The 24,045-nt window shown below is 57.9% G+C and carries 20 protein-coding genes; 14 read left to right on the forward strand and 6 right to left on the reverse strand.

From position 1 onward, the window contains the following. Positions 1 to 172: 172 nt before the first annotated feature. The 3 genes from hpsG to DESPIG_RS11350 all read left to right on the forward strand — a co-directional run bounded on the left by hpsG (position 173) and on the right by DESPIG_RS11350 (position 5,236). A complete protein-coding gene (gene hpsG, locus DESPIG_RS11340; protein ID WP_006008826.1) occupies positions 173 to 2,668 on the forward strand; it encodes a (2S)-3-sulfopropanediol dehydratase in 2,496 nt (831 codons plus the stop codon). 137 nt (positions 2,669 to 2,805) lie between these two features. After that, positions 2,806 to 3,747 (forward strand): (2S)-3-sulfopropanediol dehydratase activating enzyme, encoded by a 942-nt coding sequence (hpsH, locus tag DESPIG_RS11345; protein WP_040370098.1) that lies wholly within the window; start codon positions 2,806 to 2,808, stop codon positions 3,745 to 3,747. Between the two features lie 82 nt (positions 3,748 to 3,829). After that, the gene (locus tag DESPIG_RS11350; protein ID WP_006008830.1) at positions 3,830 to 5,236 is read left to right on the forward strand and encodes a sigma-54 interaction domain-containing protein; all 1,407 of its coding nucleotides are present in this window, start codon (positions 3,830 to 3,832) and stop codon (positions 5,234 to 5,236) included. Positions 5,237 to 5,328: 92 nt separating this feature from the next. On the opposite strand, the gene DESPIG_RS11355 is transcribed toward DESPIG_RS11350, so the two are convergent. After that, positions 5,329 to 6,867 carry a Na+/H+ antiporter NhaC family protein gene (locus tag DESPIG_RS11355; protein ID WP_040370099.1) on the reverse strand — a complete coding sequence of 513 codons (1,539 nt, stop codon included), beginning with the start codon at positions 6,865 to 6,867 and terminating at the stop codon, positions 5,329 to 5,331. An 842-nt stretch (positions 6,868 to 7,709) separates the two neighbouring features. Between DESPIG_RS11355 and DESPIG_RS12960 the strand changes: the two genes are divergently transcribed. Both DESPIG_RS12960 and DESPIG_RS11365 read left to right on the forward strand, forming a co-directional pair. Continuing rightward, the gene (locus tag DESPIG_RS12960; RefSeq protein ID WP_006008838.1) at positions 7,710 to 8,291 is read left to right on the forward strand and encodes a helix-turn-helix domain-containing protein; all 582 of its coding nucleotides are present in this window, start codon (positions 7,710 to 7,712) and stop codon (positions 8,289 to 8,291) included. 354 nt (positions 8,292 to 8,645) lie between these two features. Continuing rightward, a complete protein-coding gene (locus DESPIG_RS11365; RefSeq protein ID WP_006008840.1) occupies positions 8,646 to 9,458 on the forward strand; it encodes a MinD/ParA family protein in 813 nt (270 codons plus the stop codon). Positions 9,459 to 9,575: 117 nt separating this feature from the next. On the opposite strand, the gene DESPIG_RS11370 is transcribed toward DESPIG_RS11365, so the two are convergent. The 3 genes from DESPIG_RS11370 to DESPIG_RS11380 form a co-directional block, all read right to left on the reverse strand. Beyond that, positions 9,576 to 10,688: a DUF362 domain-containing protein gene (locus tag DESPIG_RS11370; protein ID WP_006008842.1), complete on the reverse strand. Its 1,113-nt coding sequence runs from the start codon at positions 10,686 to 10,688 to the stop codon at positions 9,576 to 9,578. A 66-nt stretch (positions 10,689 to 10,754) separates the two neighbouring features. Then, positions 10,755 to 11,327 (reverse strand): flavin reductase family protein, encoded by a 573-nt coding sequence (locus DESPIG_RS11375; protein WP_006008845.1) that lies wholly within the window; start codon positions 11,325 to 11,327, stop codon positions 10,755 to 10,757. Between the two features lie 163 nt (positions 11,328 to 11,490). Beyond that, positions 11,491 to 12,768 (reverse strand): MFS transporter, encoded by a 1,278-nt coding sequence (locus tag DESPIG_RS11380; RefSeq protein ID WP_006008847.1) that lies wholly within the window; start codon positions 12,766 to 12,768, stop codon positions 11,491 to 11,493. 264 nt (positions 12,769 to 13,032) lie between these two features. Here DESPIG_RS11380 and DESPIG_RS11385 point away from each other — a divergent pair, with 264 nt between their 5' ends. The 5 genes from DESPIG_RS11385 to DESPIG_RS11405 all read left to right on the forward strand — a co-directional run bounded on the left by DESPIG_RS11385 (position 13,033) and on the right by DESPIG_RS11405 (position 16,852). After that, positions 13,033 to 13,749 (forward strand): AzlC family ABC transporter permease, encoded by a 717-nt coding sequence (locus DESPIG_RS11385; RefSeq protein ID WP_246118332.1) that lies wholly within the window; start codon positions 13,033 to 13,035, stop codon positions 13,747 to 13,749. Beyond that, positions 13,746 to 14,087, forward strand: coding sequence for an AzlD domain-containing protein (locus tag DESPIG_RS11390; protein WP_006008850.1), 342 nt, complete (start codon positions 13,746 to 13,748; stop codon positions 14,085 to 14,087). The genes DESPIG_RS11385 and DESPIG_RS11390 overlap by 4 nt, the downstream gene beginning before the upstream one ends. Continuing rightward, entirely contained in the window at positions 14,087 to 14,422 is a 336-nt protein-coding gene (locus DESPIG_RS11395; protein ID WP_006008852.1) for a DUF4911 domain-containing protein, read from the forward strand. The genes DESPIG_RS11390 and DESPIG_RS11395 overlap by 1 nt, the downstream gene beginning before the upstream one ends. A 100-nt stretch (positions 14,423 to 14,522) precedes the next feature. Further along, the gene (locus DESPIG_RS12965) at positions 14,523 to 15,146 is read left to right on the forward strand and encodes a DUF8052 family protein (protein ID WP_006008854.1); all 624 of its coding nucleotides are present in this window, start codon (positions 14,523 to 14,525) and stop codon (positions 15,144 to 15,146) included. Then, entirely contained in the window at positions 15,143 to 16,852 is a 1,710-nt protein-coding gene (locus DESPIG_RS11405; RefSeq protein WP_006008857.1) for a carbon starvation CstA family protein, read from the forward strand. The genes DESPIG_RS12965 and DESPIG_RS11405 overlap by 4 nt, the downstream gene beginning before the upstream one ends. Positions 16,853 to 17,099: 247 nt before the next feature. Here DESPIG_RS11405 and DESPIG_RS11410 read toward each other — a convergent pair whose 3' ends face one another. Next, the gene (locus tag DESPIG_RS11410) at positions 17,100 to 17,657 is read right to left on the reverse strand and encodes a nitroreductase family protein (RefSeq protein ID WP_006008861.1); all 558 of its coding nucleotides are present in this window, start codon (positions 17,655 to 17,657) and stop codon (positions 17,100 to 17,102) included. A 516-nt stretch (positions 17,658 to 18,173) separates the two neighbouring features. On the opposite strand from DESPIG_RS11410, the gene DESPIG_RS11415 reads away from it, so the two are divergent. The 4 genes from DESPIG_RS11415 (at position 18,174) to DESPIG_RS13865 (ending at position 21,807) form a co-directional block, all read left to right on the forward strand. Beyond that, positions 18,174 to 18,647 carry a hypothetical protein gene (locus DESPIG_RS11415; RefSeq protein WP_040370034.1) on the forward strand — a complete coding sequence of 158 codons (474 nt, stop codon included), beginning with the start codon at positions 18,174 to 18,176 and terminating at the stop codon, positions 18,645 to 18,647. Between the two features lie 359 nt (positions 18,648 to 19,006). Further along, on the forward strand, positions 19,007 to 20,230 hold the full coding sequence (locus DESPIG_RS13345) for a tyrosine-type recombinase/integrase (RefSeq protein ID WP_006008868.1): 1,224 nt from the start codon (positions 19,007 to 19,009) through the stop codon (positions 20,228 to 20,230). A 79-nt stretch (positions 20,231 to 20,309) separates the two neighbouring features. After that, a complete protein-coding gene (locus DESPIG_RS11420) occupies positions 20,310 to 21,302 on the forward strand; it encodes an Rpn family recombination-promoting nuclease/putative transposase (protein WP_006008870.1) in 993 nt (330 codons plus the stop codon). Positions 21,303 to 21,582: 280 nt separating this feature from the next. Beyond that, a complete protein-coding gene (locus tag DESPIG_RS13865; protein WP_147588979.1) occupies positions 21,583 to 21,807 on the forward strand; it encodes a hypothetical protein in 225 nt (74 codons plus the stop codon). A 584-nt stretch (positions 21,808 to 22,391) separates the two neighbouring features. Here the strand turns inward: DESPIG_RS13865 and DESPIG_RS13870 are convergent. Next, on the reverse strand, positions 22,392 to 23,669 hold the full coding sequence (locus DESPIG_RS13870) for a hypothetical protein (RefSeq protein ID WP_006008873.1): 1,278 nt from the start codon (positions 23,667 to 23,669) through the stop codon (positions 22,392 to 22,394). Positions 23,670 to 24,045: the final 376 nt, after the last annotated feature.

Genomic DNA, 24,045 nt, shown 5'->3' on the forward strand with positions numbered 1-24,045 from the left:
GTGAAAAAAAATTTTAGGCGCAGATTTGCATCATTTTGATATGCTTGCCAGGGGAGCTAAAAAAATATACTAAAAAAACAATATGTTACAAAAATGGCACAGGCATTGCTATTTATTTCGCAAGCGATTCGTCGCGAAATATGTCAAACACCCTTTCAAGAGGAGAACAGATATGTCTCAGACCGTTTGCGAATGCAGATCCCCCCAGGAACAGCGCCTGCTCGATAAGATCGAAGGCAAGGTCGACCGTTTCCGCGCCACCCACGAGCGCGTGTTCCGCATGCTGGAACGCTTCGACGGCATGAAGCCCCGCATCGACATCGAACGCGCCCTGTACTTCACCCAGTCCATGCAGGAGACCGAAGGCCAGCCCCTGGTGCTGCGCTGGGCCAAGGCTCTGATGCACATCGCCAAGAACATCACCGTGTACGTGCAGGACGACCAGCTGCTGCTGGGCCGCGCCGGCTGCGACGGCCGTTACGGCATCCTGTACCCCGAACTGGACGGTGACTTCCTGGACATGGCCGTGAAAGACCTGCCCACCCGCGCCACCTCTCCTGCCACCATCACCGCTGAAGACGCCAAGCGCGTGATCGAAGAGATCGCTCCTTACTGGAAGGGCAAGACCTACCACGAAGCTCTGGCCGCCGCTCTGCCGCCGGAGATCCACAAGCTGACCTACGACGATCCCAAGGGCCTGATCTCCCGCTTCATCGTCAACGAGACCTCCTCTTTCCGTTCCTCCATCCAGTGGGTGCATGACTACGGCAAGATCCTTAAGCGCGGCTTCAACGACATCAAACGCGAAGCCCAGGAAAAGCTGGCCGCCCTCGATCCCGCCAGCGCCAAGGACATGTGCGAAAAGAAGCCCTTCCTGGATGCCGTCGTGATCGTGTGCGACGCCATCGTGCTGTGGGCCAAGCGTCACGCTGAAGAAGCCCGCAAGGTGGCCGAAAAGACCGACGATCCCGTCCGCAAGGCCGAACTGCTGCGCATGGCCGCCAACGCCGAACGCGTGCCCGGCGAACCCGCCCGCGACTTCTGGGAAGCCTGCCAGAGCCAGTGGTTCGTGCAGATGTTCTCCCGTATCGAACAGAAGACCGGTACCACCATCTCCAACGGTCGTATGGACCAGTACCTGTACCCCTACTACCAGCAGGACATCGAAAACGGCAGCCTGGACAACAAGAAGGCCATCGAACTGCTGGAATGCATGTGGGTGGGCATGGCCGAATTCATCGACATGTACATCTCTCCCTGCGGCGGCGCCTTCAACGAAGGTTACGCCCACTGGGAAGCCGTGACCGTGGGTGGCCAGACCCCCGACGGCCGCGACGCCACCAACGAACTGACCCACCTGATCCTGAAGTCCAAGCGCGAATTCCCGCTGCACTACCCCGACCTGGCCGCCCGTATCCACAGCCGCTCGCCTGAAAGCTACCTGTGGGACGTGGCCGAGACCATCAAGGACGGCTCCGGCTTCCCCAAACTGATCAACGACGAAGAAGTCGTGCCCCTGTACGTGGCCAAGGGTGCCACCTTCGAAGAAGCCCTGGACTACGCCGTGTCCGGCTGCACCGAAGCCCGTATGCCCAACCGCGACACCTTCACCTCCGGCGGTGCCTACATCAACTTCGCCGCTGCTGTGGAAATGGTGCTGCGTAACGGCCGCATGAAGAAGTACGGCGACATCGTGCTGGGCGAAGAGACCGGCGATCCCCGCAACTTCAAGACCTGGGACGAATTCTGGAACGCCTATGTGAAGCAGCACATGCTGTTCCTGCGTACCGCCTTCACCCAGCAGTACATCGTCAACAACCTGCGTGCCCAGCACTTCGCCCAGCCCATGGGCTCCGCCATGCACGACCTGTGCATGAAGCACTGCATCGACCTGCACCAGACCCACATCCCCGAAGGTATCGACTTCGGTTACTTCGAATACATGGGCCTGGGCACCGTGGTGGACTCCCTGTCCGCCATCAAGAAGCTGGTGTTCGAAGACAAGAAGCTGACCATGGACGAAGTCATCAAGGCCATCGACGCCAACTTCGAAGGCTACGAAGACGTGAAGGCCCTGCTGAAGTCCGCTCCCTGCTACGGCAACAACGATCCCTATGCCGACAGCATCGGTCACGAGATCGACCGCCTGTCCGTGGAATTCGCCGCCAAGTACAGCCAGAAGGACCTGGGCATGTTCTACAACGTGCGCTATGTGCCCTTCACTTCTCACGTGCCCTTCGGTAAGGTGGTGTCCGCCACTCCCAACGGCCGCGTGGACTGGTTCCCGCTGTCCGACGGTTCCTCCGCTTCCCATGGTGCCGACGTCAACGGTCCTACCGCCGTCCTGCTGTCCAACTACAACACCAAGAATATGGGTATGCGCGACCGCTTCGCCCGCATGCTGAACATCAAGTTCACGCCCAAGTGCGTGGAAGGCGAACAGGGCACCGAAAAGCTCGTGTCCTTCATCCGCACCTTCTGCGACCTGAAGCTGTGGCACGTGCAGTTCAACGTGGTGAACAAGAGCACCCTGCTGGCCGCCCAGAAGGATCCCCAGAAGTACCGCAACCTGATCGTGCGTATCGCCGGTTACAGCGCCTACTTCGTGGACCTGTCCCCCGACCTGCAGAACGACCTCATCGCCCGTACCGAACACGACACCATCTAGTTCCGGTCATCAACGGCGGCGGCCCCGTGCCGCCGCCGGCCTGTACCGCCTCCGGCTGCCCTGCGGGGAGGCCGGAGGCCTTGGCGTTTTTTCAGTCCTTCCCCCTGTCAACCTTCAACTTCTCCGGCGGTGACCCCGTGATCGAAAACAACAACGCGCGCGGCCTCGTTTTCAATATCCAGAAATATTCCGTGCATGATGGTCCCGGCATCCGTACCATCGTCTTCACCAAGGGTTGCGGTCTGCGCTGCCGCTGGTGCAGCAACCCGGAATCCCAGCACAGGGAACCGGAGCTGGCCTACAACCAGGGCCGCTGCCTGGGGACGGACAAGTGCACCCGCTGCTTCAAGGCCTGCCCCAACGGCGCCCTGTCCCGTCGCGAGGACGGTTTCGTGGCCATCGACCGCAGCAAATGCGTGGGCTGCAAGGACATGCCCTGTGCCGAAGCCTGTCCGGCCCAGGGGATCATCGTCTACGGCAAGCCCTACACCGTGGCCGAGGCCCTCAAGGTTGCGCAGGAAGATGCCATGTTTTATGCTCGCTCCGGTGGCGGCATGACCATCTCCGGCGGCGAGCCCCTGCTGCAGAGCGAGTTTGCCCTCAATCTGCTGCGCCTGGCCCGTGAGCGCCGTGTGAAGACCTGTATCGAGACCTGTGGTCTCGTCCCCACCGATGTGGTGCGTGAGGCGGCCCAGTACCTCAACTATGTGCTGTTCGACATCAAGCACATGGATCCCGAGGTGCACAAAAAGCACACCGGCATGCCCAACGACCTCATCCTGAAGAATTTCCAGACCCTGGTGACGGAGTTCCCGGATCTGCCCATCACGGCCCGTACGCCCGTCATCCCCGGATTCAACGATCATGGCCCGGACATCAAGGCCATCTGTGACTTCCTCAAGCCCTTCGGGCATGTGAAGTACGAGATGCTGCCCTATCACCGTCTGGGCACACAGAAATACACCTTCCTGGACCGTGTGCCCCCCATGGGCGACGTGACGCTGGACGACAAAAAGTTTGCCGCCCTGCAGAAGATCGCCGTCGCCACCCTGGGGGATCGCGTCATCATCCCCCGTTAGGCCGGGCTTTCGTCCAACCGCAAGGGTCCGTCTTTCGGGGACGGCCCCTTTTTTTGCCCCTTTGCCTTCTCAAGGAGCGGATATGGTCAACTGGCACAAATTCTTCACTTCCATCCTCGATACCATTTCCGACGGTGTTTTCATTTCCGACGCCATGGGCACCACCCTGTATGTGAACCAGATGTATGCCGATCTGGTGGGGGTGCCCGCCCGGGATCTGCGGGGCAAGAACGTGCGCGACCTGGTCAGCGAAGGTTTCTTCGACCTGGCCCTGAACCCCGAAGTGGTGCGTACGGGCAAGCCCGCCACCTATATGCAGAAGCTCAAGGACGGCAAGAACGTGGTCATTTCCGGCGCGCCCGTCTTTGACGACAAGGGCCGGGTCTGCCTGGTGGTCACCTTCGTGCGCGACGAGACCCGCCTGGCCGAGCTCAACGAGCAGACCGGCGAACAGCGCAAGCTCATCAAGGAAATCAACGACAAGCTGGCCTTCGTGGCCCAGTCCCAGGGACGCGATCTGGAACCGGTCTTTGCCAGCAGCGCCATGCAGTCGGTGGCCATGGAGCTCAAGCGTTACGCCAGCACGGACGCCACCGTGCTCATCATGGGCGAGACCGGCGTGGGCAAGGACGTGTTCGCCCGCCTGACCCATCGCTGGAGCCGCCGCAAGGACAAGATCCTGCTCAAGGTGGACTGTGGCGGCATCTCCGAGACTTTGACGGAATCGGAGATCTTCGGTTACGTGCCCGGCGCCTTCACCGGTGCGTCCAGCAAGGGCAAGCCCGGCTATTTCGAGATCGCCGACGGCAGCACCATCTTCCTCGACGAGGTGGGCGAGCTGCCCCTGTCCATGCAGACCCGTTTGCTGCGTGTGCTGCAGGACAACGAGATCGTGCGCGTGGGCAGCTCCCAGCCCCGCAAGGTGGACGTGCGCATCATCGCCGCCACCAACCGCAACCTTGAGGAATGCGTGGAGGCGGGTACCTTCCGCCGTGACCTGTTCTACCGTCTCAACGTGGGCACGGTACGCATCCCGCCCCTGGGCGAGCGGCCCGAGGACGTGCGCGTGCTGGCGGAACTCTTCCTGCGCCAGTACACCACCAAATACCGCAAGAAACTGGCCTTCATGGACATCACGCTGGACATGCTGGCCCAGTACCGCTGGCCGGGCAACGTGCGCGAATTGCAGAACCTGGTCCACAGTCTGGTCATCACCCGGCAGGGGCCCCGCATCTCGCCCCGCGACCTGCCGTCCAACATCAGCGGCCTGCACGACGAGAGCGGCGGCCATCTGGATGCCGTGCTCATGCAGGCCCGGCCCCTGCGCGAGATCATCGCCGACATGGAGCGGGACTTTCTGCGCCGGGCCATCGAGGTGCACGGTTCCGTCCGCCGGGTCTCGGAGCTGTTCCAGGTCAACCGCAGCACCATCTTCCGCAAGCTGCAGGGCAGCAAGGGACACGACAAGGACGAGGATCCCGCCTCCTGACGTCGTGTCCTTCACGGTCATCCGCATGACGCAAAAAAAGGCGCCTCCCCGAAGGGAAGCGCCTTTTTCGTCAGTAGCGCGGAAAGCCCGGGCTAGGCCTGGGCAGCATCCTTCTGCTTGTTGCGCTGGCGCAGCACCAGCATGGTCACCACCATGAAGACCAGACCGGAAGCGAAGCCGGGCAGCAGGCTGCCGTGGGTGAGGCCGGAGACCACATAGCCCACCGTGCTGCTGGCCGCCACCACACAGGCATAGAGCATTTGTGTGGAGACGTGTTCCAGATGGGCGCAACCGGCGCCGGCACTGGACAGAATGGTGGTGTCGGAGATGGGAGAGCAGTGGTCGCCGAACACGCTGCCGGCCAGGGTGGCGGACAGGCAGACCAGCACCAGGTTGGGATCAACGGCCTGGGCCACGGGCACCACGATGGGGATCAGGATACCGAAGGTACCCCAGGCGGTACCGGTGGAGAAGCTCAGGAAGCCGGCCACCACGAAGATGATGGCGGGCAGCAGGCCGCCGGAGATGCCGCCGTCGGCCACCATGGTCTTGACGAAGAGCGGGGTCTGCAGCAGGTCACGGCACACGCCGCTGATGGTCCAGGCCAGCACCAGGATGGTGTTGGCGGGCATCATGGCCTTCATGCCTTCGCCGGCGCAGTCCATGAAGGACTTGAGGCTCATAAGGCCGCGCGGCACGAAGAGGAAGAAGGCCACGGTGATGGCACCGAAGGAGGCCCAGACCAGGGCCTCGGAGGCGCTGCTGTTACCGAAGGCGGCCGCCAGGGTGTGGTAGGCGGGATCGCTGCCCCAGTAGCCGCCGCTGTAGAGCAGGGCCACCACGGCGAAGAAAATCAGGCTGCCGATGGGCAGGAGCATGTCGATGAGGCTGCCCTTGGCGCTGGTACCCAGCTCGGCCTGTTCGGCATCCACATTGCCCAGTTCGCCCTGCTGGGCGCGCAGTTCGGCCTTACGCATGGGGCCGAAGTCGAAGTTGCCCAGACAGACCATGACCACCATGATGATGGAGAACAGGGCGTAGAAGTTGTAGGGGATGGTGGCCACGAAGGCGGCAAAGTCGCTCTCAAAGGCGCCGGTGGCTTTCAGGTTGCTGCCCACGGCGGCGGCCCAGCTGGAGATGGGCGCGATGATGCAGATGGGGGCGGCGGTGGCGTCGATGAGGTAGGCCAGCTTGGCGCGGGAGATCTTGTAACGGTCCGTCACCGGGCGCATGACCGTGCCCACGGTGAGGCAGTTGAAATAGTCGTCGATGAAGATGAAGGCGCCCAGGCCGCCGGTGGAGAGCATGGCCACGCGCTTGCTCTTGATGCGCTTGGTGGCCCAGTTGCCGTAGGCACGAGTACCGCCGGCACGCGAGATGGTGAACACCAGCGCGCCCAGCAGGGTACAGAAGATGATGATGTTGAAATCGACCTTGCTCACCATGGTGTTGAAGGCGATCTCCACGGGCTTGATGATCAGGTCGCCCGTGCCCATGCCCAGGCAATAGATGACGGTGCCGCTGAGAATACCGAGGAAGAGGGAGGAAATGACTTCCTTGGTGATCAGGGCCAGGGTGATGGCGATGATGGGCGGCAGCAGAGAGAGCCAACCCGCGTCAAACGGATCCATGAACATGCTCCTGTCTTGAAGGTCTGGAAGGCGCAGCGCCGCATACGGCTTGCCGGCATCCCCCGCCGGCGCGTGATCTTCCCGGTCGCGCTGGACTGCGTGCGCGGAAGTATATCATGCGCGCTTTGGAGCGGCAATACAAAACGGCCGGGAAAACCGGGACGGGAGGGGCTTCGGCCGCCGGAAGAGAGTCGGCCTTGTGCTGACGGGAGAGACGCGGCAAGCGGATACGTCAGAAGAGCATTGGCAGGCGCTACAGGTCCGGCAGACACGGGAGCTGTCCAATCAGCTCAAAGGGTTGTGTGGATACACAGATCTTTAGGCTGGTGTATCAGTAAAAAATTATACGGGGGCAGCAGCCTGATCCTGTCGTGCCGTGTCCCGTGCTGTTGGGAACCTCCCTGGATATGACAGTTGGGAAAACTGGATCGAATGGCCCCGGCGTCTGTGGCGCTCGCGTCTGATCGCCATGCATGCCGTGGACCAGACTCTCGTTACACGTGGGCGTGGCGATTATATGCACTGTTTTCTCGTTGGTCCCGCCTAGGCAACTTCATACGCCAGCTTCGAAAATAGAGGACATGAGGCAGGATGCTACTATTGTGGGTAATGATAATAAATATACTGTATTATAGATATATTCCACATAACAGCATTGCGTTCGCAAATGTGGGCGGCTATGATGTTCCTGATGATGATGGGGAATGGAACAAAATAGCGCCCACGCTCTTTTGTTAGGACAGTTTTCAGACTGAGTAAATAAAAAATGTACATCTATATCTAATTTTTTGTTTATAGCTGATTTATTGTTCTTCTTTGGGGTGGGTCAAGGATGAAAACATATGCAGAAACTTGGAGAACGCATCCGTCATGTGCGGGGCAGAATGTCCCAGGAGGCTTTTGCCGGCCTGCTGGGCATCAGCAAGGGCGCTCTCGGCGGTTATGAACGTGGGGAAAATTGTCCCAATGCCGATGTTGTCTTAACTATTTGTAATAAATGTCAGATCAATGTTTCCTGGCTGATGTCCGGGGTGGGGAGCATGCATGCCCCGGACGGCACGGGAGAGGAGGATCGGCAGAAGAACAGGCCGGGGCATCCCCGTGAGGGCAAAATCCCGACGACCGGAGAATTAGTCTGTCAGATGGCGCCCGGTCAGGACTGCAAGACAGAGAATGACGCCTTGCGGGCCCATTGCCTCTGGTTGCAGGAGCGTCTGGAGCAGCTGGAAGCGGAGCGCCGGGATCTGAACAGGGAAAACAGGTTGTTGTGGCAAAAAAATGCTGATCTTGGTGAACGTCTTGCCCGGCTGGAGCAGTCGCAGGAGCTTGCCCGGATACATGCCCATGTCTCAGGAGAGGACACGACGACTTCTCTGGCGGATTCCAGCTATGGAGTGAGCTGCAACCGCCTGCAGGAAGGATGAAGGATGGAGAGGAGCTAGACCGGGACTCGGTGGCCGATGCCCAGGCATAACGGGAACAGCTCTCACGACGCTGTACCTTCCGGTTCCTTTGCGTCCCGTCACAGGACCGGATGCGGGATGTCCGGGATCCGGCACATGCTGGAAATGCGTCCCGGGAAGCCCCGATGCCTGCGGCAGGCCGGATCTTTTCTGGCGCCCCCTGCCGGTACCGGTGCTTTTGTCATGTACCGGGTCTGGGGGCGCGCCCGTCCTTCCCCGGCAGGCATGCGCGCGGGGCGGGACTGTCCCCATGCTCTTGACGGGACAGGCAGATATCGTACTCTGTCAGGGCAAGACCTGACATCTGGAGCACGCATGAACAGCAGTTATCCTCTGGTATTTTCCGTCACCTCGGGCAAGGGCGGCGTGGGCAAGACCAATATCTCGGTCAATCTTGCCCTGACCCTGGCGGCGCGCGGCAAGCGTGTGCTGCTTCTGGATGCCGACCTGGGGCTGGCCAATGTGGACGTGCTGCTGGGCCTGCATCCCGAAAAGAACATCTTCCACCTGTTCCATGAGGGGGCGTCCCTGCGGGACATCCTGCTGCCCACGGAATACGGCTTTTCCATCCTGCCCGCCTCGTCGGGGGTCAGCGAGATGCTGGCGCTCAATTCGGGGCAGAAGCTGGAACTGCTGGATGCCATGGACGAGCTGGAAAACGATCTGGATTTCCTCATCGTGGACACGGGCGCGGGCATCAACGACAGTGTGCTCTATTTCAACGTGGCGGCGCAGGAACGGCTCCTCGTCCTGACCCCCGAGCCCACCTCGCTGACGGATGCCTATGCCCTGATCAAGGTGCTGAAGACGCAGCACGGCGTGGACCGCTTCCAGGTCTGCGTCAACATGGCGCAGGACATGAAGAGCGCCCGCGAGATGTTCGTGCGTCTCACGGACGTCTGCGACCACTTCCTGGGCGGGGTCTCGCTGGATCTGGCCGGTGTGCTGCCCCGTGACCCCGGTGTGCACGAGGCCGTGGTGCGCCAGCAGCCCTTCTGCCGCTGCCTGCCGGAAAGCCCCGTCTGCCGGGGGCTGGAAAAGATGGCGGACACCATCCTGCGCTGGGAGCCCGCGCCCAGTGCCGACGGCAACATCAAATTCTTCTGGAAAAAACTGCTCTATCGCTAGCGTGTCCTGCCGGGACGGATCCCGGGCAGGCAAAAGACCATAAAAAAACGGCGTCGAAAGACGCCGTTTTTTTGTTGGCATTGCTGTCTTCGGACAGCGGGAGGGCAGGAGCCGTCCTTACTTCACGGTCACCAGCTCGTAATCCACGTTGCCGATGCCGATCTTCTGGGCATGCTCGATCTGGCTGCGCCAGTTGGTCTTGGGATGGATGTCGGTGAAGTGGTCGTTGTGCTCGTGGGCGCACTGGCCCAGCACGCTGGTGCTGATGGCGGGCGCGGCATTGACCGCGTCGATGCAGGCATGGTCCAGGGCCACGGGGTCGAAGCTGGCGAACATGCCGATATCGGGCACCACGGCGGCGTCGTTCTCGGCGTGGCAGTCGCAGTAGGGAGAGACCTGGTTGACGATGCTCACATGGAAGTGCGGGCGGCCCTGGATGACGGCCTTGGTGTATTCGGCCATGCGCTCGTTGAGGATGGTGCTCTCGGCGTCGAAGGCATTGCTGATGGCGTCGAAGTTGCACACGCCGATGCAGCGGCCGCAACCGGCGCACAGGTCATGGTCGATGCGGGCCTTGTGGTCTTCGCCGATGCTGATGGCCGATTGGGCACAGTAGTGCGTACAGGTCTTGCAGCCGCGGCACTTTTCGGCGTCGATGCTGGGCTTGCCGATGCTGTGCATGGCCATCTTGCCCGCACGGCTGCCGCAGCCCATGCCGATGTTCTTGATGGCGCCGCCGAAGCCGGTCAGCTCGTGGCCCTTGAAGTGGGTCAGGCTGATGAAGATGTCGGCATCCATGATGGCGCGGCCGATGAAGGCGCTCTGGAAGTGGTCACAGCCTTCCAGGGGCACTTCCATCTCGTCGGTGCCCTTGAGGCCGTCGGCGATGATCATCTGGCAGCCGGTGCTCAGGGGCGAGAAGCCGTTTTCCTGCGCGGCGGCCAGGTGTTCCAGGGCATGCTTGCGGCGGCCCACATACAGGGTGTTGCAGTCGGTCAGGAAGGGGCGCCCGCCCAGGGAGGTCACCTTGTCGGCCACCACCTTGGCAAAGTTGGGACGCAGGAAGGACAGGTTGCCCGGCTCACCGAAGTGGATCTTGATGGCCACGAACTTGCTGTCCATGTCGATGCTGTCGATGCCGGCCTTTTCGATCAGCTTTTTCAGCTTGTCCAGCAGGCCGGTGCCCACGGGGCAGCGCATGTCGGTGAAATAGACTTTGGAAGCGCTCATTGTCGTCTGTTCTCCAGCGTAGAGGTGTTGAGCGCCGTCCCGGAGGACGGCGCGGACGTTCGGATGTTACAGGCCGTACTGGCGGCCCAGGGAAAAGGCCTTGCCCAGCGGCTCGCCCACGCGGCAGTACTGCTTCTGGCCGCCGTCGTAGAGCAGGGGATCGATGCGGTACATGTCGGGCTGGCCGCTTTCGTTGAGACAGTCGGTCTCGATGCCCACGTTGAGGATGCGGCCCACGAACTGGGTATGGCTGCCCAGTTCCAGCGTGGCCTGCAGTTCGCATTCCAGCACCAGCGGGCATTCGTCCACATAGGGAGCATCCACGACTTTGCTGCGCACGGCGGTCAGGCCGGTGGCGGAGAATTTGTCCTCCTTGGCACCGGAGACCATGCCCGCAAAGTCGACCATGGCTGCCTGAGCCGCCGAGGGCACGCAGACCGTGAACGCCTTGCGCGCCACGATGGCCTTGTGCGTCCAGCGTTCGGGCCGCACGGACACGGCGATGCAGGGCGGGTTGGAGCAGCAGATGCCGCCCCAGGCGGCGGTCATGATGTTGGCTTTGCCTTCTTCATCATAGGCGGCCACCAGAAAGGCCGGCATGGGGTAGGCCAGAGTGACGGGACCAAGAGCTTTTTTCATATCGTGACCTCCTTGTCATGCATGATGTGTTCCGCGCAACCGCTCGTGAAGGATGGCTGTATAGCATCGCCCGCGGCCTGTAGCAACATGTGGGGAGTAACATGTTTGCTGCAAAAGTGTCATTGCCTTTTCCTCTCGACATATATCGCCGGAAGGGGGGGGCCTAGCCGTCCTCCGGGGGGCGCAGGGCGTGGTGCAGGCGCGGCAGCCGGCGCACGGCCGCCAGCAGGATGCCCAGGGCCACGCAGGGGGCGGCCGCCAGGGCCAGGAAAGCGGGACCGTAGCCCAGCAGATGGGCCACCAGCCCGCCGTAGGAAGCGCTGCACGAGGCGCCGATGCCCTGCAGGGTCATGATGACGCCCAAGCCCAGGTTGACGTGGCCGGTGCCGTTGAGCAGCCGGGCGGCCAGGCCGGGCGTGACCACGCCCAGGATGCCCGCGCCCACGCCGTCCAGCATCTGGACGGGGAGGATGCTCCACGGGTTGTGCCAGAAGCCCGCGATGCAGCCGCGCAGGGGCAGGGCCAGCAGGGCGCACCAGAGCAGGATGCCGTAGCCGCGCCTGCGGGCCAGGCGGGCGGCCCACAGGGCCACGAGGATCATGGTGCCCTGGGCGATGACCACGGTGGCGGCGGTGTAGGCCGCGCCGTTGATGGCGAAGCGGGCCACGGCGGACTGGCCCAGCAGGGGCAGCATGTGGGCGTTGCCCAGATGGAAAAAGAGCATGACCAGACCCACGCAGAGCACGGGCAGGGCCGCGGGGCCGTGCCAGAGGGCCGCGCGCTGTGCGGGCGTGGCGTGTCCGGCCTCGGGGGCGAGGCCCCGGGCCTGGGCATGGTCGATGTCGCGGGGCGCGATGCCGTGCAGGGCGTAGAGGCTGAGGAGCAGCATGCAGCTCATGACCACGAAGACGCCGGGCACTCCGTACCAGTAGCCGATGGCCCCGCCCAGCATGGCGGAAAGGCCGTTGCCCGCGTGGTTCCAGGCCTCGTTGCGTCCCAGCTGGGCGGGCAGGTGGGCCTGGCCCGCCAGCCCCAGGGTCAGGCCGCTGATGGTCGGGGCCATGGCGGCCGCGCAGACGGCCTGGACGATCTGGGCGCCGCCCACCAGCAACGGATGCTGGCAGAGGAAGATCAGGGCCAGGGCGGCCACGATGCCCAGCGATGCCAGGGCCAGCAGCAGGCGTTTGCGGCGGGTGGCGTCGGCCAGGGCGCCCAGGGGTGCGGTGACGGCCATGCCCGCCAGACCGCCGATGGTCATGACGTAACCGATGCTGTCCGGCGTCCAGCCGTGGCTTTGCAGGAAGATGCCCAAAAAGGGCCCCAGACCGTCGCGGACGTCGGCCAGAGCGAAGCAGAGCAGGGAAAGGCAGGTCAGGGAACGTGTCTTGGCCGCCAGATCCGGCGGCAGGGCGCGAGGAGCGAAGAACGACAGGGCGGACATGCGGCCTCGGGAAAAGACTGAAGGTTTGAAAATAAAAATTGTCCCGAAAAAGTCCCGCTTTGGCAAGAGCAGGGGCACATGCCGCCGTGGCGGGGCCTGCGTACCGGGGGATGGCAGCCTCAGGATGGCCAGGGGGCATCCCCGGCCGGTCCGTGTGATCCGGAGCGCCGCCCGGACGGAGCGTCGCCTCCCGTCGGGAGCCCTTGCCAAAGGGGGAGAAAAAGGGCTAGGAAGACCCTTTCATTTTCAGGAGAGGAGGCTGCTGTGGCATCTCCCTATATGGATGGCGTGCGCCGGGCCCTGCCCATCGTGCTGGGCTATGTGCCGGTGGCGTTCGCCTTTGGTGTGCTGGCCGTCAAGAGCAACATCCCGCCCGCTCTGGTGGTGGCCATGTCGGTGTTCCATTTCGCCGGTTCCGGGCAGTTCGTCTGCGCCGGCTTGTGGGGGGCCGGTGTGGGGGCCATGTCCGTCATCGTGGCGGTCTTCGTGGTCAATCTGCGTCATCTGCTCATGTCCGCCGCCATGGCCGAGCCGCTGGCGCCGCTCAAGCGCTGGCAGCGCTTTTTGTTCGGCTGCGAGATGACGGACGAGACCTTCGGCGTGCATATCACGGCCTTCCAGCGCGGCTGGAAGCTGTGCACGGCCACGCTCTTCACCTGCAACCTCACGGCCCACGCCTCGTGGGTGCTGGGGACGGTCATCGGCGTGTTCTGCGGCGGTCTCGTCCATGACGTGAAGCCCCTGGGCCTGGACTACGCCCTCACGGCCATGTTCCTGGCCCTGCTGGTGCCGCAGTGCGTCAGCCGCCTGCATGTGCTGGTGGCCATCGTGACGGCCATCCTTTCCCTGAGCCTGAAGCTGGCCGGCATGGGCCAGTGGAACGTGGTGGTGGCCACGGTGCTGGGTGCCACGCTGGGCGTGATCCTGTTGCACCGCAACAAGAGCGCCCTGCCGGAAAAGAAAGAGGAGGACGCGGCATGATCTGGATACAGCAGCACGCGGAACTGCTTTTCTGTCTGGTGGGTTGCATGCTGGTGACGGTCATCCCCCGTGTGGGGCCGGTCATGTACCTGCATGCCGAGAGCCTGCCCGACCTGCTGCGCCACTGGCTCTCCTTCGTGCCCGTGGCGGTCATGGCGGCCCTGCTGGGCCCGGACGTCTTCATCTATCAGGGAGAGTTCATGCCCACGCATCACAACCTCTTCCTGATGACGGCCATCCCGGCCCTGCTGGTGGCCTGGTGGAGCAAGAGCTTTTTCGGCACCATCGCCTTTTCCATGGGCTTCGTGGCCCTGATGCGCTACCTGGGGTGGTACTGATGGCACACGAGCCCCGGCCGCATTGTCCTTTCCACCTGCGGGAGGCCCACCTGCCCCCGGCCCTGCGCAAACCGCGCAAGCCCGCGCCGCCCCTGCCGCTCCCGGCACGCAGCGCTAGGCTGCTGGTGCGTCTGGCCGCGGAGGATACGGCCCTGTTCCGCTTTTTGCTGGAAGGCTACGACAACACGGCCTATTTCACCGTGCTGGAGCCGCGCACGGCCCTGCTCAAGCTGGTCTTTTCGCCGCACCGGGAAGAGGCCCTGCGCCGGGCCCTGGCCGAGATGGCCGAGAGCCTGGAATTTTCCGTGGAACCCTGGCCCCTGGACAGGGCCTGATACGTTGGCGGGGAGGTGCCCGGCAGGGCGGCCATCCCCGGCGTCCCCGGCACGCCGCCTGTCCGCACAGGGCGACGGCCGGGAGACGGGAGTTTTTGTCATGGAGAAGGATGACCCTTCAGGAGCGGGAGCCCGCGCTGATCAGTCCCGCCCCGCCGGGGAGGAGAGCGCCCCGGACGGACGGCTGGACGCCCTGCTGGCGGCCCTGACCGCCGCGAGCTTCGATGTGGAGCGGCAGGACGGGCCCGGCAGCCTGCGCGCCATCGCCGCCTTCCACCGTCGTGACGAGGCCTATGTGCTGCACCGCAAGGCCACGCTCTGGGCTGCGGAGACGCACGAATACGTGCAGGTCCACTGCCTGCCCCGGCTGGACATGGCCGCCTGGGAGCGCATCCGTGACGGTGCCCTGGCCTGGGGGAAGGAGCGCATCCGCCCCCATGACGAGCACATGGCCTCGTATGTGAGCGTCATCATCCTTTGCCGGACATGGCATCAGGATGCGGCGGCCGCTGTGGAGCGCTGCCGTGTCTGCAAGAGTTTCTGGCTGGGCCTGCGCGGCTGGATGCGTCTGAGCGCGCTGGCCCTCATCCTGCCTTCCGCGCCGTGGCGCGACACCGTCCCCTCCGATGCCGCCTGCGCCTGCAACAAGGCAGCCCGGGCCACCCTGCTGCCGCTGGCGCGCAGGGCGTTCCCGTCCCTTTTTCCTCAAGAGCGTGCATCATGAATTCCCTGTATCTGCTCCTTGGCGGCCTGGCCCTGCTGGGGCTGGGTTATTTCGTTTACGGCGCCTGGCTGGAAAAGGTCTGGGGCGTCGATCCCTCCCGGCCCACACCGGCCCACCAGTTCCGCGACGGCGTGGACTACATGCCCTCCAGGGCTCCGGTGGTGCTGGGGCACCATTTTTCGTCCATCGCCGGGGCCGGGCCCATCAACGGCCCCATCCAGGCCGCCGTCTTCGGCTGGCTGCCCTGTTTCATCTGGGTTGTCGTCGGCGGTATCTTCTTCGGCGGCGTGCATGACTTCGGCTCCCTGTTCGCCTCCCTGCGCAACAAGGGCCGCTCCATCGGCGAGGTCATCGCCGGCAGCATCGGCCTGCGGGCCAAGCGCCTGTTCGTCATCTTCTCCTTCCTGACCCTGGTGCTGGTGGTGGGGGCCTTCGCCTCCATCGTGGCGGGCACCTTCAACGGCTTCATGACCGATGTCTCGGGCGCGCTGGTCCACAACCACGTCAACGGCTCCACGGCCACCATCTCCCTGCTGTTCATCGTGCTGGCCGTGATCTTCGGCCTGCTGGTCTACCGTTTCGAGATGCCTCTGGGCAGGGCCACCCTGCTGGGCGTGGCGGGCATCGTGGGCGTCATCGCCCTGGGCCTGCGCTTCCCCCTCTATGCGGGCTACGACACCTGGATGTGGCTGCTGGGCCTGTACATCCTCGTGGCCTCGGTGACGCCCGTCTGGATCCTGCTCCAGCCCCGCGACTATCTCAGCTCCTTCCTGCTCTATGCCATGATGCTGGCCGCCGTGGTGGGCATCGTGGCCGCGCATCCGGTCATCGAGCTGCCCGCCTTCACCTCCTTCGAGGTCAACGGCCAGTACCTCTTCCCGGCCCTGTTCGTGACCGTGGCCTGCGGGGCCATCTCGGGCTTCCATTCGCTGGTGGCCTCGGGCACCACGTCCAAACAGCTGAGCAGCGAGCGTGACGCCCGTCTGGTGGGCTTTGGTTCCATGCTCATCGAGAGCGCGCTGGGCATCGCCTCGCTCATCGCCGTGGGCTACATCTTCACCCAAAACGGCCATGCCTTCACCAGCCAGACGCCCACCCAGGTGCTGGCCGACGGCCTGTCGCAGATGCTGGCCTGTGTGGGCCTGGGCAGCGAGAGCGCCCGCGGCGTCACCTACGGCCTCATCATTTTGGCCGTGTCCACCTTCTGTCTGACCTCGCTGGATACGGCCACCCGTCTGGGCCGCTACATGTTCCAGGAACTGTGGCTGGCCCCGGGCCAGAGCGTGAAGGACGTGCGCGGCTGGCGGGCCGTGCTGGTCAACAAATATGTGGCCACGCTGGTGACCGTGGGCCTGGGCATGAGCCTGGGCTTTGGCGGCTATGCCAAGATCTGGCCCCTGTTCGGCGCGGCCAACCAGCTGCTGGCCGCGCTGGCCCTGCTGGCCGTGGCCTGCTGGCTCCAGAACCTTGCCCGCCGCAACGGCATGTTCTTGCTGCCCATGCTCTTCATGCTGCTGGTGACGCTCTCGGCCCTGGTGCTGGGCATCGTGGCCCAGGGCCGCGCCCTGCTGGCCGGGACGGGCGGCGCCGTGGCGGCCCTGCAACTGGTCATCGCCGTGCTGCTGCTGGCGCTGTCGCTGGTGCTGGTGCACGAAGGCTGGCAGGCTCTGCGCCGCAAGGGGCGCCCTGCGGCGGAAGAAGCCTAGCCGGGGCTTTCCATAAGCCGGCGGGAAGGGAGCTGTCCTTGACGGGCAGGGCCCTGCCTGACGCATATGATGAAAAAAGGCGGATCCTCGGATCCGCCTTTTCGCGTTCTGCTGTCTGCCGCTCGTGCCGGGCTATTTGGTTCCGGCAGGATGATGCCCGTGGGCAGGATGATGTTTCGGTGCTGCCGCCGTCACGGCGCAGGGCCCGTCCCGAAACGGCCTTCTCCGGCGGCTGCCCGTCCCGGGGCTAGTCGTTGAAGATGACCGGCTCCTTGCGCTGGGCTTCGGGCAGATGCCCCTTGGCATAGCCCAGGCTTAGGGCACTGACGAAGCGGCACCGTTCCGGCACCTTGTAGCGGGCCTTGATCTCCGGCCGGTCCATGAAGTCCTGGGCAAAGCCGATCCAGCAGGAGCCGATGCCCTTGGCGTGGGCGGCCAGCATGATGTTGGCCGTGCACAGGGTACCGTCATACACATACCAGTGCGAGGCCGTATCCCCGTAAACACAAATGACGTTGTCGGCGTCGTAGAAAATGTTGTAGTTGGGGTTGTCCAGCCATTCCTTGTACTGGGCCAGCCAGGGGAAATCCGCAAAGTTCTCTTTGAGCCAGGCTTTGATCTCGTCGGAAAGGGCGGCGATCTTTTCCCGTCCTTCCAGGGTCACGAAGCCCCAGGGCTGCATGCCCGAACCGGTGGCGGCCTTGGTGCCGACGGTCAGCAGCTCCAGGATCTCTTTTTTGGGGATGGGCCGGTCCTCATAGGAACGGCAGGAACGGCGGGTGAGGATGCATTGCAGGGCGTCCATGGTAGACCTCCCGGTCGGAAGAGGGAAAGAACGTCCGCGGCCTGCGCGGACACCCTGCCAGTATAGCGCGGGGGCCCGTAAAGGTCGAGGCAGAGAGGCACTCTCCGGCGGGTCGGCGGGCCATCCTTTTGAGTGGCAAGCGCGGTCGGGGGGAGGACGCGTGCGCCAAGAGGCGCTTTGAGAAAGTCGGTGATGCGCGACAGGGCGTTTTGCGTCCGGTGCGGCAGCGGCGATACCTCAGGAGAGCGGGGAGCGGCGCTTTGCAGGATGCCGGAAGATGCCCGCATCACGGGGAACACCTGACGGCGCTGGACTTTGGCCGGCATTTCCCGTAGTTGCGCAGAAAAGGCGCTGCCTGCGGGGCGGCCCCGCCATGGCCCTGATGGCCGTTTCCCTTCGAGTCCGTTTTGCTGATGGACAGCGGGCATTGCCGCTCGTTCCCTCGAAGGCATGGGAAACGCACCGGAAGGGACGCGGGAAGATGCCGCGGCGCTGGAACGTTTTACCGGAGACCATATGCAACGGACCCTTTTGGCCCTGATCTTCCTGCTCCTTTCCGCCAGCACCTGCCCGGCCGGGCAACACCCCGTCACCGTGACCCGGACTTCCGACGATTTTTACGCCGCGTTCGACCGGGACATCCTCATCAAAACAAGATTTTGTTCCGTACGGGCTTTCCAGGAAAGAGCCCTGCTGCGCTCGGATCGCTTTGGCGAACTGGTGTTCACGAACGGCACGCGTTGCACCGTGGACACTGTCTATGCCCGCAAGCGCCTGCGGCGGGGGATCCATAAGGTCACCGTCACCCGCGAAGGGGAGGGCCTTTATCGTTTGGCGGGCTCCGAAACGCTGCTCTTTGCGTCACGCTGCTCGACGCTGGCCCTGCGGGACGAGGCCGTGCTGGAGATGCAGGACAGCCTTTCCGGCATGCTGCACCTGCATGGTGGAACCTGCCGGGTGGAGGGCGTTTTCGAGGCCATCTCTTATTGATATTGGGACGCGCTCTGGCTTGGGCGATCCCCGGGTGAGATGGCCGGGCCTGCCCGGCTTCTCCTTTTGGCTGCGGGTTTTTCCCGCCGGGGATGGGCTGCTTGAGAAACGGAAAAAGCCGTCGCAGACAGGTCTGCAACGGCTTTTTTTGTTCTGGTACCCGGAGCCGGGCTTGAACCGGCACAGCCGGTGGCCGAGGGATTTTAAGTCCCTTTTTAGCATTTTCATATAAGGTCATGCTTTTTAATGATCATATTGATTTTATTGGAAAAATATGAAATAGCTCTTCACATAGCATCCCTTGACTTAGGGCTATTTCAGGAGAAAATGTTGTAAAAGAGTTGTAAAGAGGTGCCGTCATGGGAATCAAATGGTTTTCGGAGGGAAAAGGGATCCGCTACTACAAGCACCCCCAGAGGAAGTACGGGAAGAGACCAGACAGATACTACACGCTCGTTTACCGGTTAGAAGGGAAGATAAAAACAGAGAGCTTAGGATGGGAGAGTGAAAACAGGGTTCCCGGCGAAAGTATGCTGAAGAGAGCTCAACGTTTGCTGGCCATGCTTCGTGAAAACTGGCGTACAGGAAACGGGCCACAAACCTTGGCAGAGATGCGCCATCTCAACCAGCTTGAGAGAAAAAAGAAGCTGGCTCAGGAACAGATGGAAGCACGGCAGCTCGTTTCTTTAGATGCTTTCTTTGAACAAGAGTTCAAGCCTGTTGCTCAACGTAGCAAAAAAGCATCATCATATGAAAAAGAGTTTTCTTACTACCGAAACTGGATTATGCCAGTATTGGGAAAAAAATCTTTGATACAGATTGATATGATGGATTGGGAACAGATATTGCAGCCTTTAGATAAAGCAAATCTTACTATTGCTACAAAGAGATATATTTATGGTACATTGTGTCGAATTTTGAAATGCGCTAGAGATCGTGGGTTTGCAGTAACTATTCCATCAATGAAAAAACTAGGTTTATCAAATATAGGTAATAATAGGAGGACACGTGTTATTGAAGAATGTGAAATGGTAAAAATTCTTGATAATCTAAAGATGAGGGATATAAATGCTTATAATATTGTTGTATTCGGTGCTTTAACTGGGTGTAGATTTAGTGAAGCGGCAGGATTAAAATGGGGAGATATTACAGAAAGTGGAATTATATTCAAAAAAACTAAAAATAATGATTTACGTATTATTCCTATATCAAATTCGCTTAAAACATTTCTAGAATCTCTTAATAGAAAGGAAAATCATGAAAATGTATTTTTGAATACAAGAGGTAAAATTTACAAAGAAGCCCCACATTCTTTTAGACAAGTAGTTAAAGAGCTTAGTTTAAATGAAAACCGTGATAAACTCGATCGTATTTCCTATCATTCGCTGCGTCACACAGTTGCAACAATGCTCTCGCAGGAGTTAGATATTCGTTCCCTTATGGATTTACTTGGTTGGAAGCAAGTTGCTATGCCTGCACGATATATGCACGGTAATGAAGAGAGAAAAATTGCAGCACTCAATAATGTTGGTTCTCTTGTTGAAAAGAAAAAGCAGGCGCACATTATTCAATTTACTGGATAGCATGTTAGCCGATAAAGGAATGGCTCATTTCATCGGGTTCTTCGCTTACTACCAAGCTTTACTCAGATAGGATATTCACATGGGAAAAGAACGGATACCGCATGACTCTGCGTACAAGCAGTTTTTCAGCAATCCTGAAATGGTGGAATCTCTATTGCGGGATTTTGTACCCGCTGATTTCATTGAAGACCTAGATTTCTCAACGCTCGAACGCTGTTCAGGAAGTTATGTAACGGATGATTTGCGGGAGCGTCATGACGATATTGTCTGGCGCATCGGCTGGAAAAAGGGCGCTTGGTGCTATGTAGCATTAGTTCTGGAGTTCCAGAGCACACCAGATTACTGGATGGCATTGAGAACACTGTCCTATACGGCGCTATTACTGCTTGATCTCGTCAAGACGGGAAAGGTGCATGAAGGTGAAGGCTTGCCGCCTGTATTTCCTATTGTTATATACAATGGAGGCAAGGCGTGGAAAGCTCCGCAAGAGGTGGCGACCTTGTTTGCGCCCATGCCAGACAGTCTGAAGCACTACTGTCCCCAGCACCGTCATTTTCTGCTGGATGAGAGCCGTGTTTCAGGGGATGAGCTGGACAAAAGCCAGGGCCTTGTGGCGCAGCTTCTGAAACTGGAACGGGCGCAGGAGCCGGAACAGGTTCGACAGATAGTTAAGGAATTGATAACCCGACTTCATGAACCTAAATACTTGCTTTTGCGTCGTGCGTTTACAGTGTGGCTGAGCCGTGTCGTGCTGAAACGCTCCGGGATCACCGAGGAAATTCCTGAATTTCAAGACTTACGAGAGGTAGACGCCATGTTAGAAGAACGTGCCGCTCAGTGGAAAGACGAGTATATCAAGCAAGGAAAGACTGAAGGTATCTCCATCGGGGAAGCTAGAGGGATCAGATCGGCCTTGCACGCTTTTCTGGAATCTCGTTTTGGGGTCCTGCCCCAGACAGTGACTTCTTATCTTGCGAATACTTCCGATCCAGATGCTCTGCGAAAATTGATGATTTTCGCTTTTCATGCGGAATCATTGCAGGCCGTTATTGACAAATTCAAAGAAAAATAATGCTACAATGGTGAAATCGAATATTGCCCTGCTTTGGCAGGGCTTTTTTGTTCGTATAGAAAGAGGCTCTTTCCTATTAAATGATTAATAATATCCAATCGTACTGTTGCTTGTTCTTCTGGATTTTCAACGATGCGGTACAGATCGTAATTATTCAAAGAATATTTTGAGGTTAGTTGTATAATAATTTTTCTGTTTCATCCTTTGTAAGGATTTTGTTTAAGTTAAGAGGTTTCGACTGATTATCAAGATCAACATCTCTTGTATGGAAGTATTCAATATGATTGCTTATATAAAATACAGTGTATTATTTTCTCAACTGATTTCTTGGAAAAATAAAGAAAAAGGCTCCTCAAAAAATGAGGAGCCTGAACTTGTATTTTTGATGTCTTTGCTAATGCTCGTTGATGAAATAATTTATCCTATTCAGCCAATCAAAATTAGAATTAGTGCTAGCCGTAGTTTCAGAACGCTTTCTCGCTTGGAGGCTATCTGCTTTGAATAGATGATACTTCCTGGTATATTGCCGGAAGTGATATTCTTATTTGAAAGGATTTTTTTTTGGGGGGGGGTAATATCTAGCAGTATACTTGATTAAGTGACATCTTTATATCGTGATACAAAGTATACACAGGAGCATTCACATGCCAACCTCTATTGGCTTCTATGAGTGCCTCCGACAAAACGGATACTGAAAAGCCCATCAATAGGGGCTAAAATCAATTTTTTTTGTACTAGTAATGGTAAGAGAGGGGGGAGTATATATATGGTAGATAGATAGGTGAATAGGGTAGATAGAGTAGGAGGAGGCGATGGTAGTTGGTTGTAGCATAGGTCTAGAGTAACAAAAAAAAGTATATAGGTGTATTTTTTAGGGGGGGATAAAAATTATTAGTATAAAAAAGCTTTTAGATGTATTATCTAAATAATATTTTTTTAATTAGGTATGAAAAAATAAAAATGTTTTTTTATAAACTTAACTTGTAATTTATAAAAATGAATTTGATAAAAATAGACAATAATAAGAAAAAATGATAAAAAATATATGTAAAATAAATATTATAATTCTTTACGATAAATTGTTGAATACTATTTTTTCGAAATTCTCGGATAAGTTTTAAAAGTTTCATAAAATTCATTCATCATCAGTTGGCGAAGTAAATATTCATCTTTGCTGCTTGTTATAAAACTATCATGTATGCAGAGAGCACATTTACCATCTCGATAAAAATGAAGAAGAATTTTCTCGGCGATATTGCTTTCAAAATTTTGTAATTTTAATCCATAACTACTACAAAAATACTTTTGAATTGGGGCATGTCTTTTGAGTATCTTGTCAATAATATCAATAGACGGTACCTTTGGTTGATTCTCCGGCTGAGCATTATCATCTTCACTATATTTGTACTCATTGTCTCTGCGATATTTGTTGAGTGCTTGGACGGCCTTTGTTTTATCAGGTGCATTTATGGAAATATTGACGGCGCTTTTTATTACATTTCGTAGAGTTTTTGGTATTCCATCAAGTAAATATAAATCTGTCTCAGGAAGTTGTATCATCTCGATGGCGTATAACATCGAGAGATGAAGGCATGAATAATCCAGTTCTACTGTGTCTTCTCCATCAATTGTGATGTACTGCCTATATTTTGAGGGAATTCTTTGACTCCAGTGTGAGAAAAAGCGCCCACCTTCATTAAAGCTCCCATTATTGAAAACTCTCCTGTATTTATTCTCAAGTTCAATATTTGATATATTTGTATTTGATTTCTTTATCTCATCCCAAAGAATCTCTGGATCAAGTTTTATAATATGTCTAGAGAGCATCTTGTTAATTCTATTTGTATTTAAAATTATGTTTTTTACCTGTTGATTGTCGCTATTATAGTTCATTTCATGCTTATCATTATCGCGTAAAATGACAGGGATATTCCGTTTTATAATTGTACCAGAATCACTTTTGTATTTTCTGAATAGTCTAAAAAGTTTTTCAGTTCCTTTGATTCGTGTCTGTCTCTTAGCTATATCAGAATTAAATCCTTTGTGCTGTTCTATGTATCCATGTGATTCGAGAACATCGAGAATATAAATTGTATATTTATATTGAAGGAATAGATTTTTTAGCCTTTTTAAATTTCTATAGCTGTTTTTAGAACGGCTGATAGCAATATATTTTGTTGGATCTTCTTGCTTTACAACAAATAGATCTGTTAATATTATGCGGAGATGGTATCTAAGTTTCTTTTTGGATAGATTTTTTTGAGTGCTGAGAAATTTTTTGTCTATAAAGTTACATGCTTCTTTTACTTCTGGTTTGTTCGACCAAATCCAGATATCAAATGGACGCGAATTGTCGAGTTTGTTCATTATCTTCCCCTGCGATTTTTTTCTTACGACTTTTTGCCGTGGAATATAGGTATAACTCCTATCAGGCCATGTCGCGTATACATCATGTTCTGCCGGGGAATATATCGATTTGTGCCGACACAGTGTATCTTTAGAAAAGCTTCTCCTTTGGCTGGGCCGGTTCGAGACCGATAGGCCAACGTCCCATCCATAATCTCCCCCGGAAACAGGGGGTGATCTCCACTTGGGAGGACATTCAAAAGGCTGACAACTGACCATCATATTTTATCATCTATCTTCATAAACCTTCATCGCGTGTGAATCTTTTTATTCAGTTGCATGGAGATTTTTGTAACTTACTGATAATATTTGAATAAAAAATGATTCTAAGCGAGTT

Origin of the sequence: Desulfovibrio piger ATCC 29098 (assembly GCF_000156375.1) — a bacterium.
GTDB classification, from domain to species: domain Bacteria; phylum Desulfobacterota; class Desulfovibrionia; order Desulfovibrionales; family Desulfovibrionaceae; genus Desulfovibrio; species Desulfovibrio piger.

Bases quoted from the DNA above. Each gene is read 5' to 3' on its own strand.
- DESPIG_RS13345 (WP_006008868.1), top strand. From the start codon at position 19,007: ATGGGAATCAAATGGTTTTCGGAGGGAAAAGGGATCCGCTACTACAAG.
- DESPIG_RS11365 (WP_006008840.1), top strand. From the start codon at position 8,646: ATGAACAGCAGTTATCCTCTGGTATTTTCCGTCACCTCGGGCAAGGGC.
- DESPIG_RS12965 (WP_006008854.1), top strand. From the start codon at position 14,523: ATGGAGAAGGATGACCCTTCAGGAGCGGGAGCCCGCGCTGATCAGTCC.
- DESPIG_RS11370 (WP_006008842.1), bottom strand. From the start codon at position 10,688: ATGAGCGCTTCCAAAGTCTATTTCACCGACATGCGCTGCCCCGTGGGC.
- DESPIG_RS11395 (WP_006008852.1), top strand. From the start codon at position 14,087: ATGGCACACGAGCCCCGGCCGCATTGTCCTTTCCACCTGCGGGAGGCC.
- DESPIG_RS11415 (WP_040370034.1), top strand. From the start codon at position 18,174: ATGCAACGGACCCTTTTGGCCCTGATCTTCCTGCTCCTTTCCGCCAGC.
- DESPIG_RS11410 (WP_006008861.1), bottom strand. From the start codon at position 17,657: ATGGACGCCCTGCAATGCATCCTCACCCGCCGTTCCTGCCGTTCCTAT.
- DESPIG_RS13870 (WP_006008873.1), bottom strand. From the start codon at position 23,669: ATGAACAAACTCGACAATTCGCGTCCATTTGATATCTGGATTTGGTCG.
- DESPIG_RS11390 (WP_006008850.1), top strand. From the start codon at position 13,746: ATGATCTGGATACAGCAGCACGCGGAACTGCTTTTCTGTCTGGTGGGT.
- DESPIG_RS11375 (WP_006008845.1), bottom strand. From the start codon at position 11,327: ATGAAAAAAGCTCTTGGTCCCGTCACTCTGGCCTACCCCATGCCGGCC.
- DESPIG_RS12960 (WP_006008838.1), top strand. From the start codon at position 7,710: ATGCAGAAACTTGGAGAACGCATCCGTCATGTGCGGGGCAGAATGTCC.
- DESPIG_RS13865 (WP_147588979.1), top strand. From the start codon at position 21,583: ATGATTGCTTATATAAAATACAGTGTATTATTTTCTCAACTGATTTCT.
- DESPIG_RS11355 (WP_040370099.1), bottom strand. From the start codon at position 6,867: ATGGATCCGTTTGACGCGGGTTGGCTCTCTCTGCTGCCGCCCATCATC.
- hpsG (WP_006008826.1), top strand. From the start codon at position 173: ATGTCTCAGACCGTTTGCGAATGCAGATCCCCCCAGGAACAGCGCCTG.
- DESPIG_RS11405 (WP_006008857.1), top strand. From the start codon at position 15,143: ATGAATTCCCTGTATCTGCTCCTTGGCGGCCTGGCCCTGCTGGGGCTG.
- DESPIG_RS11380 (WP_006008847.1), bottom strand. From the start codon at position 12,768: ATGTCCGCCCTGTCGTTCTTCGCTCCTCGCGCCCTGCCGCCGGATCTG.
- DESPIG_RS11420 (WP_006008870.1), top strand. From the start codon at position 20,310: ATGGGAAAAGAACGGATACCGCATGACTCTGCGTACAAGCAGTTTTTC.
- DESPIG_RS11350 (WP_006008830.1), top strand. From the start codon at position 3,830: ATGGTCAACTGGCACAAATTCTTCACTTCCATCCTCGATACCATTTCC.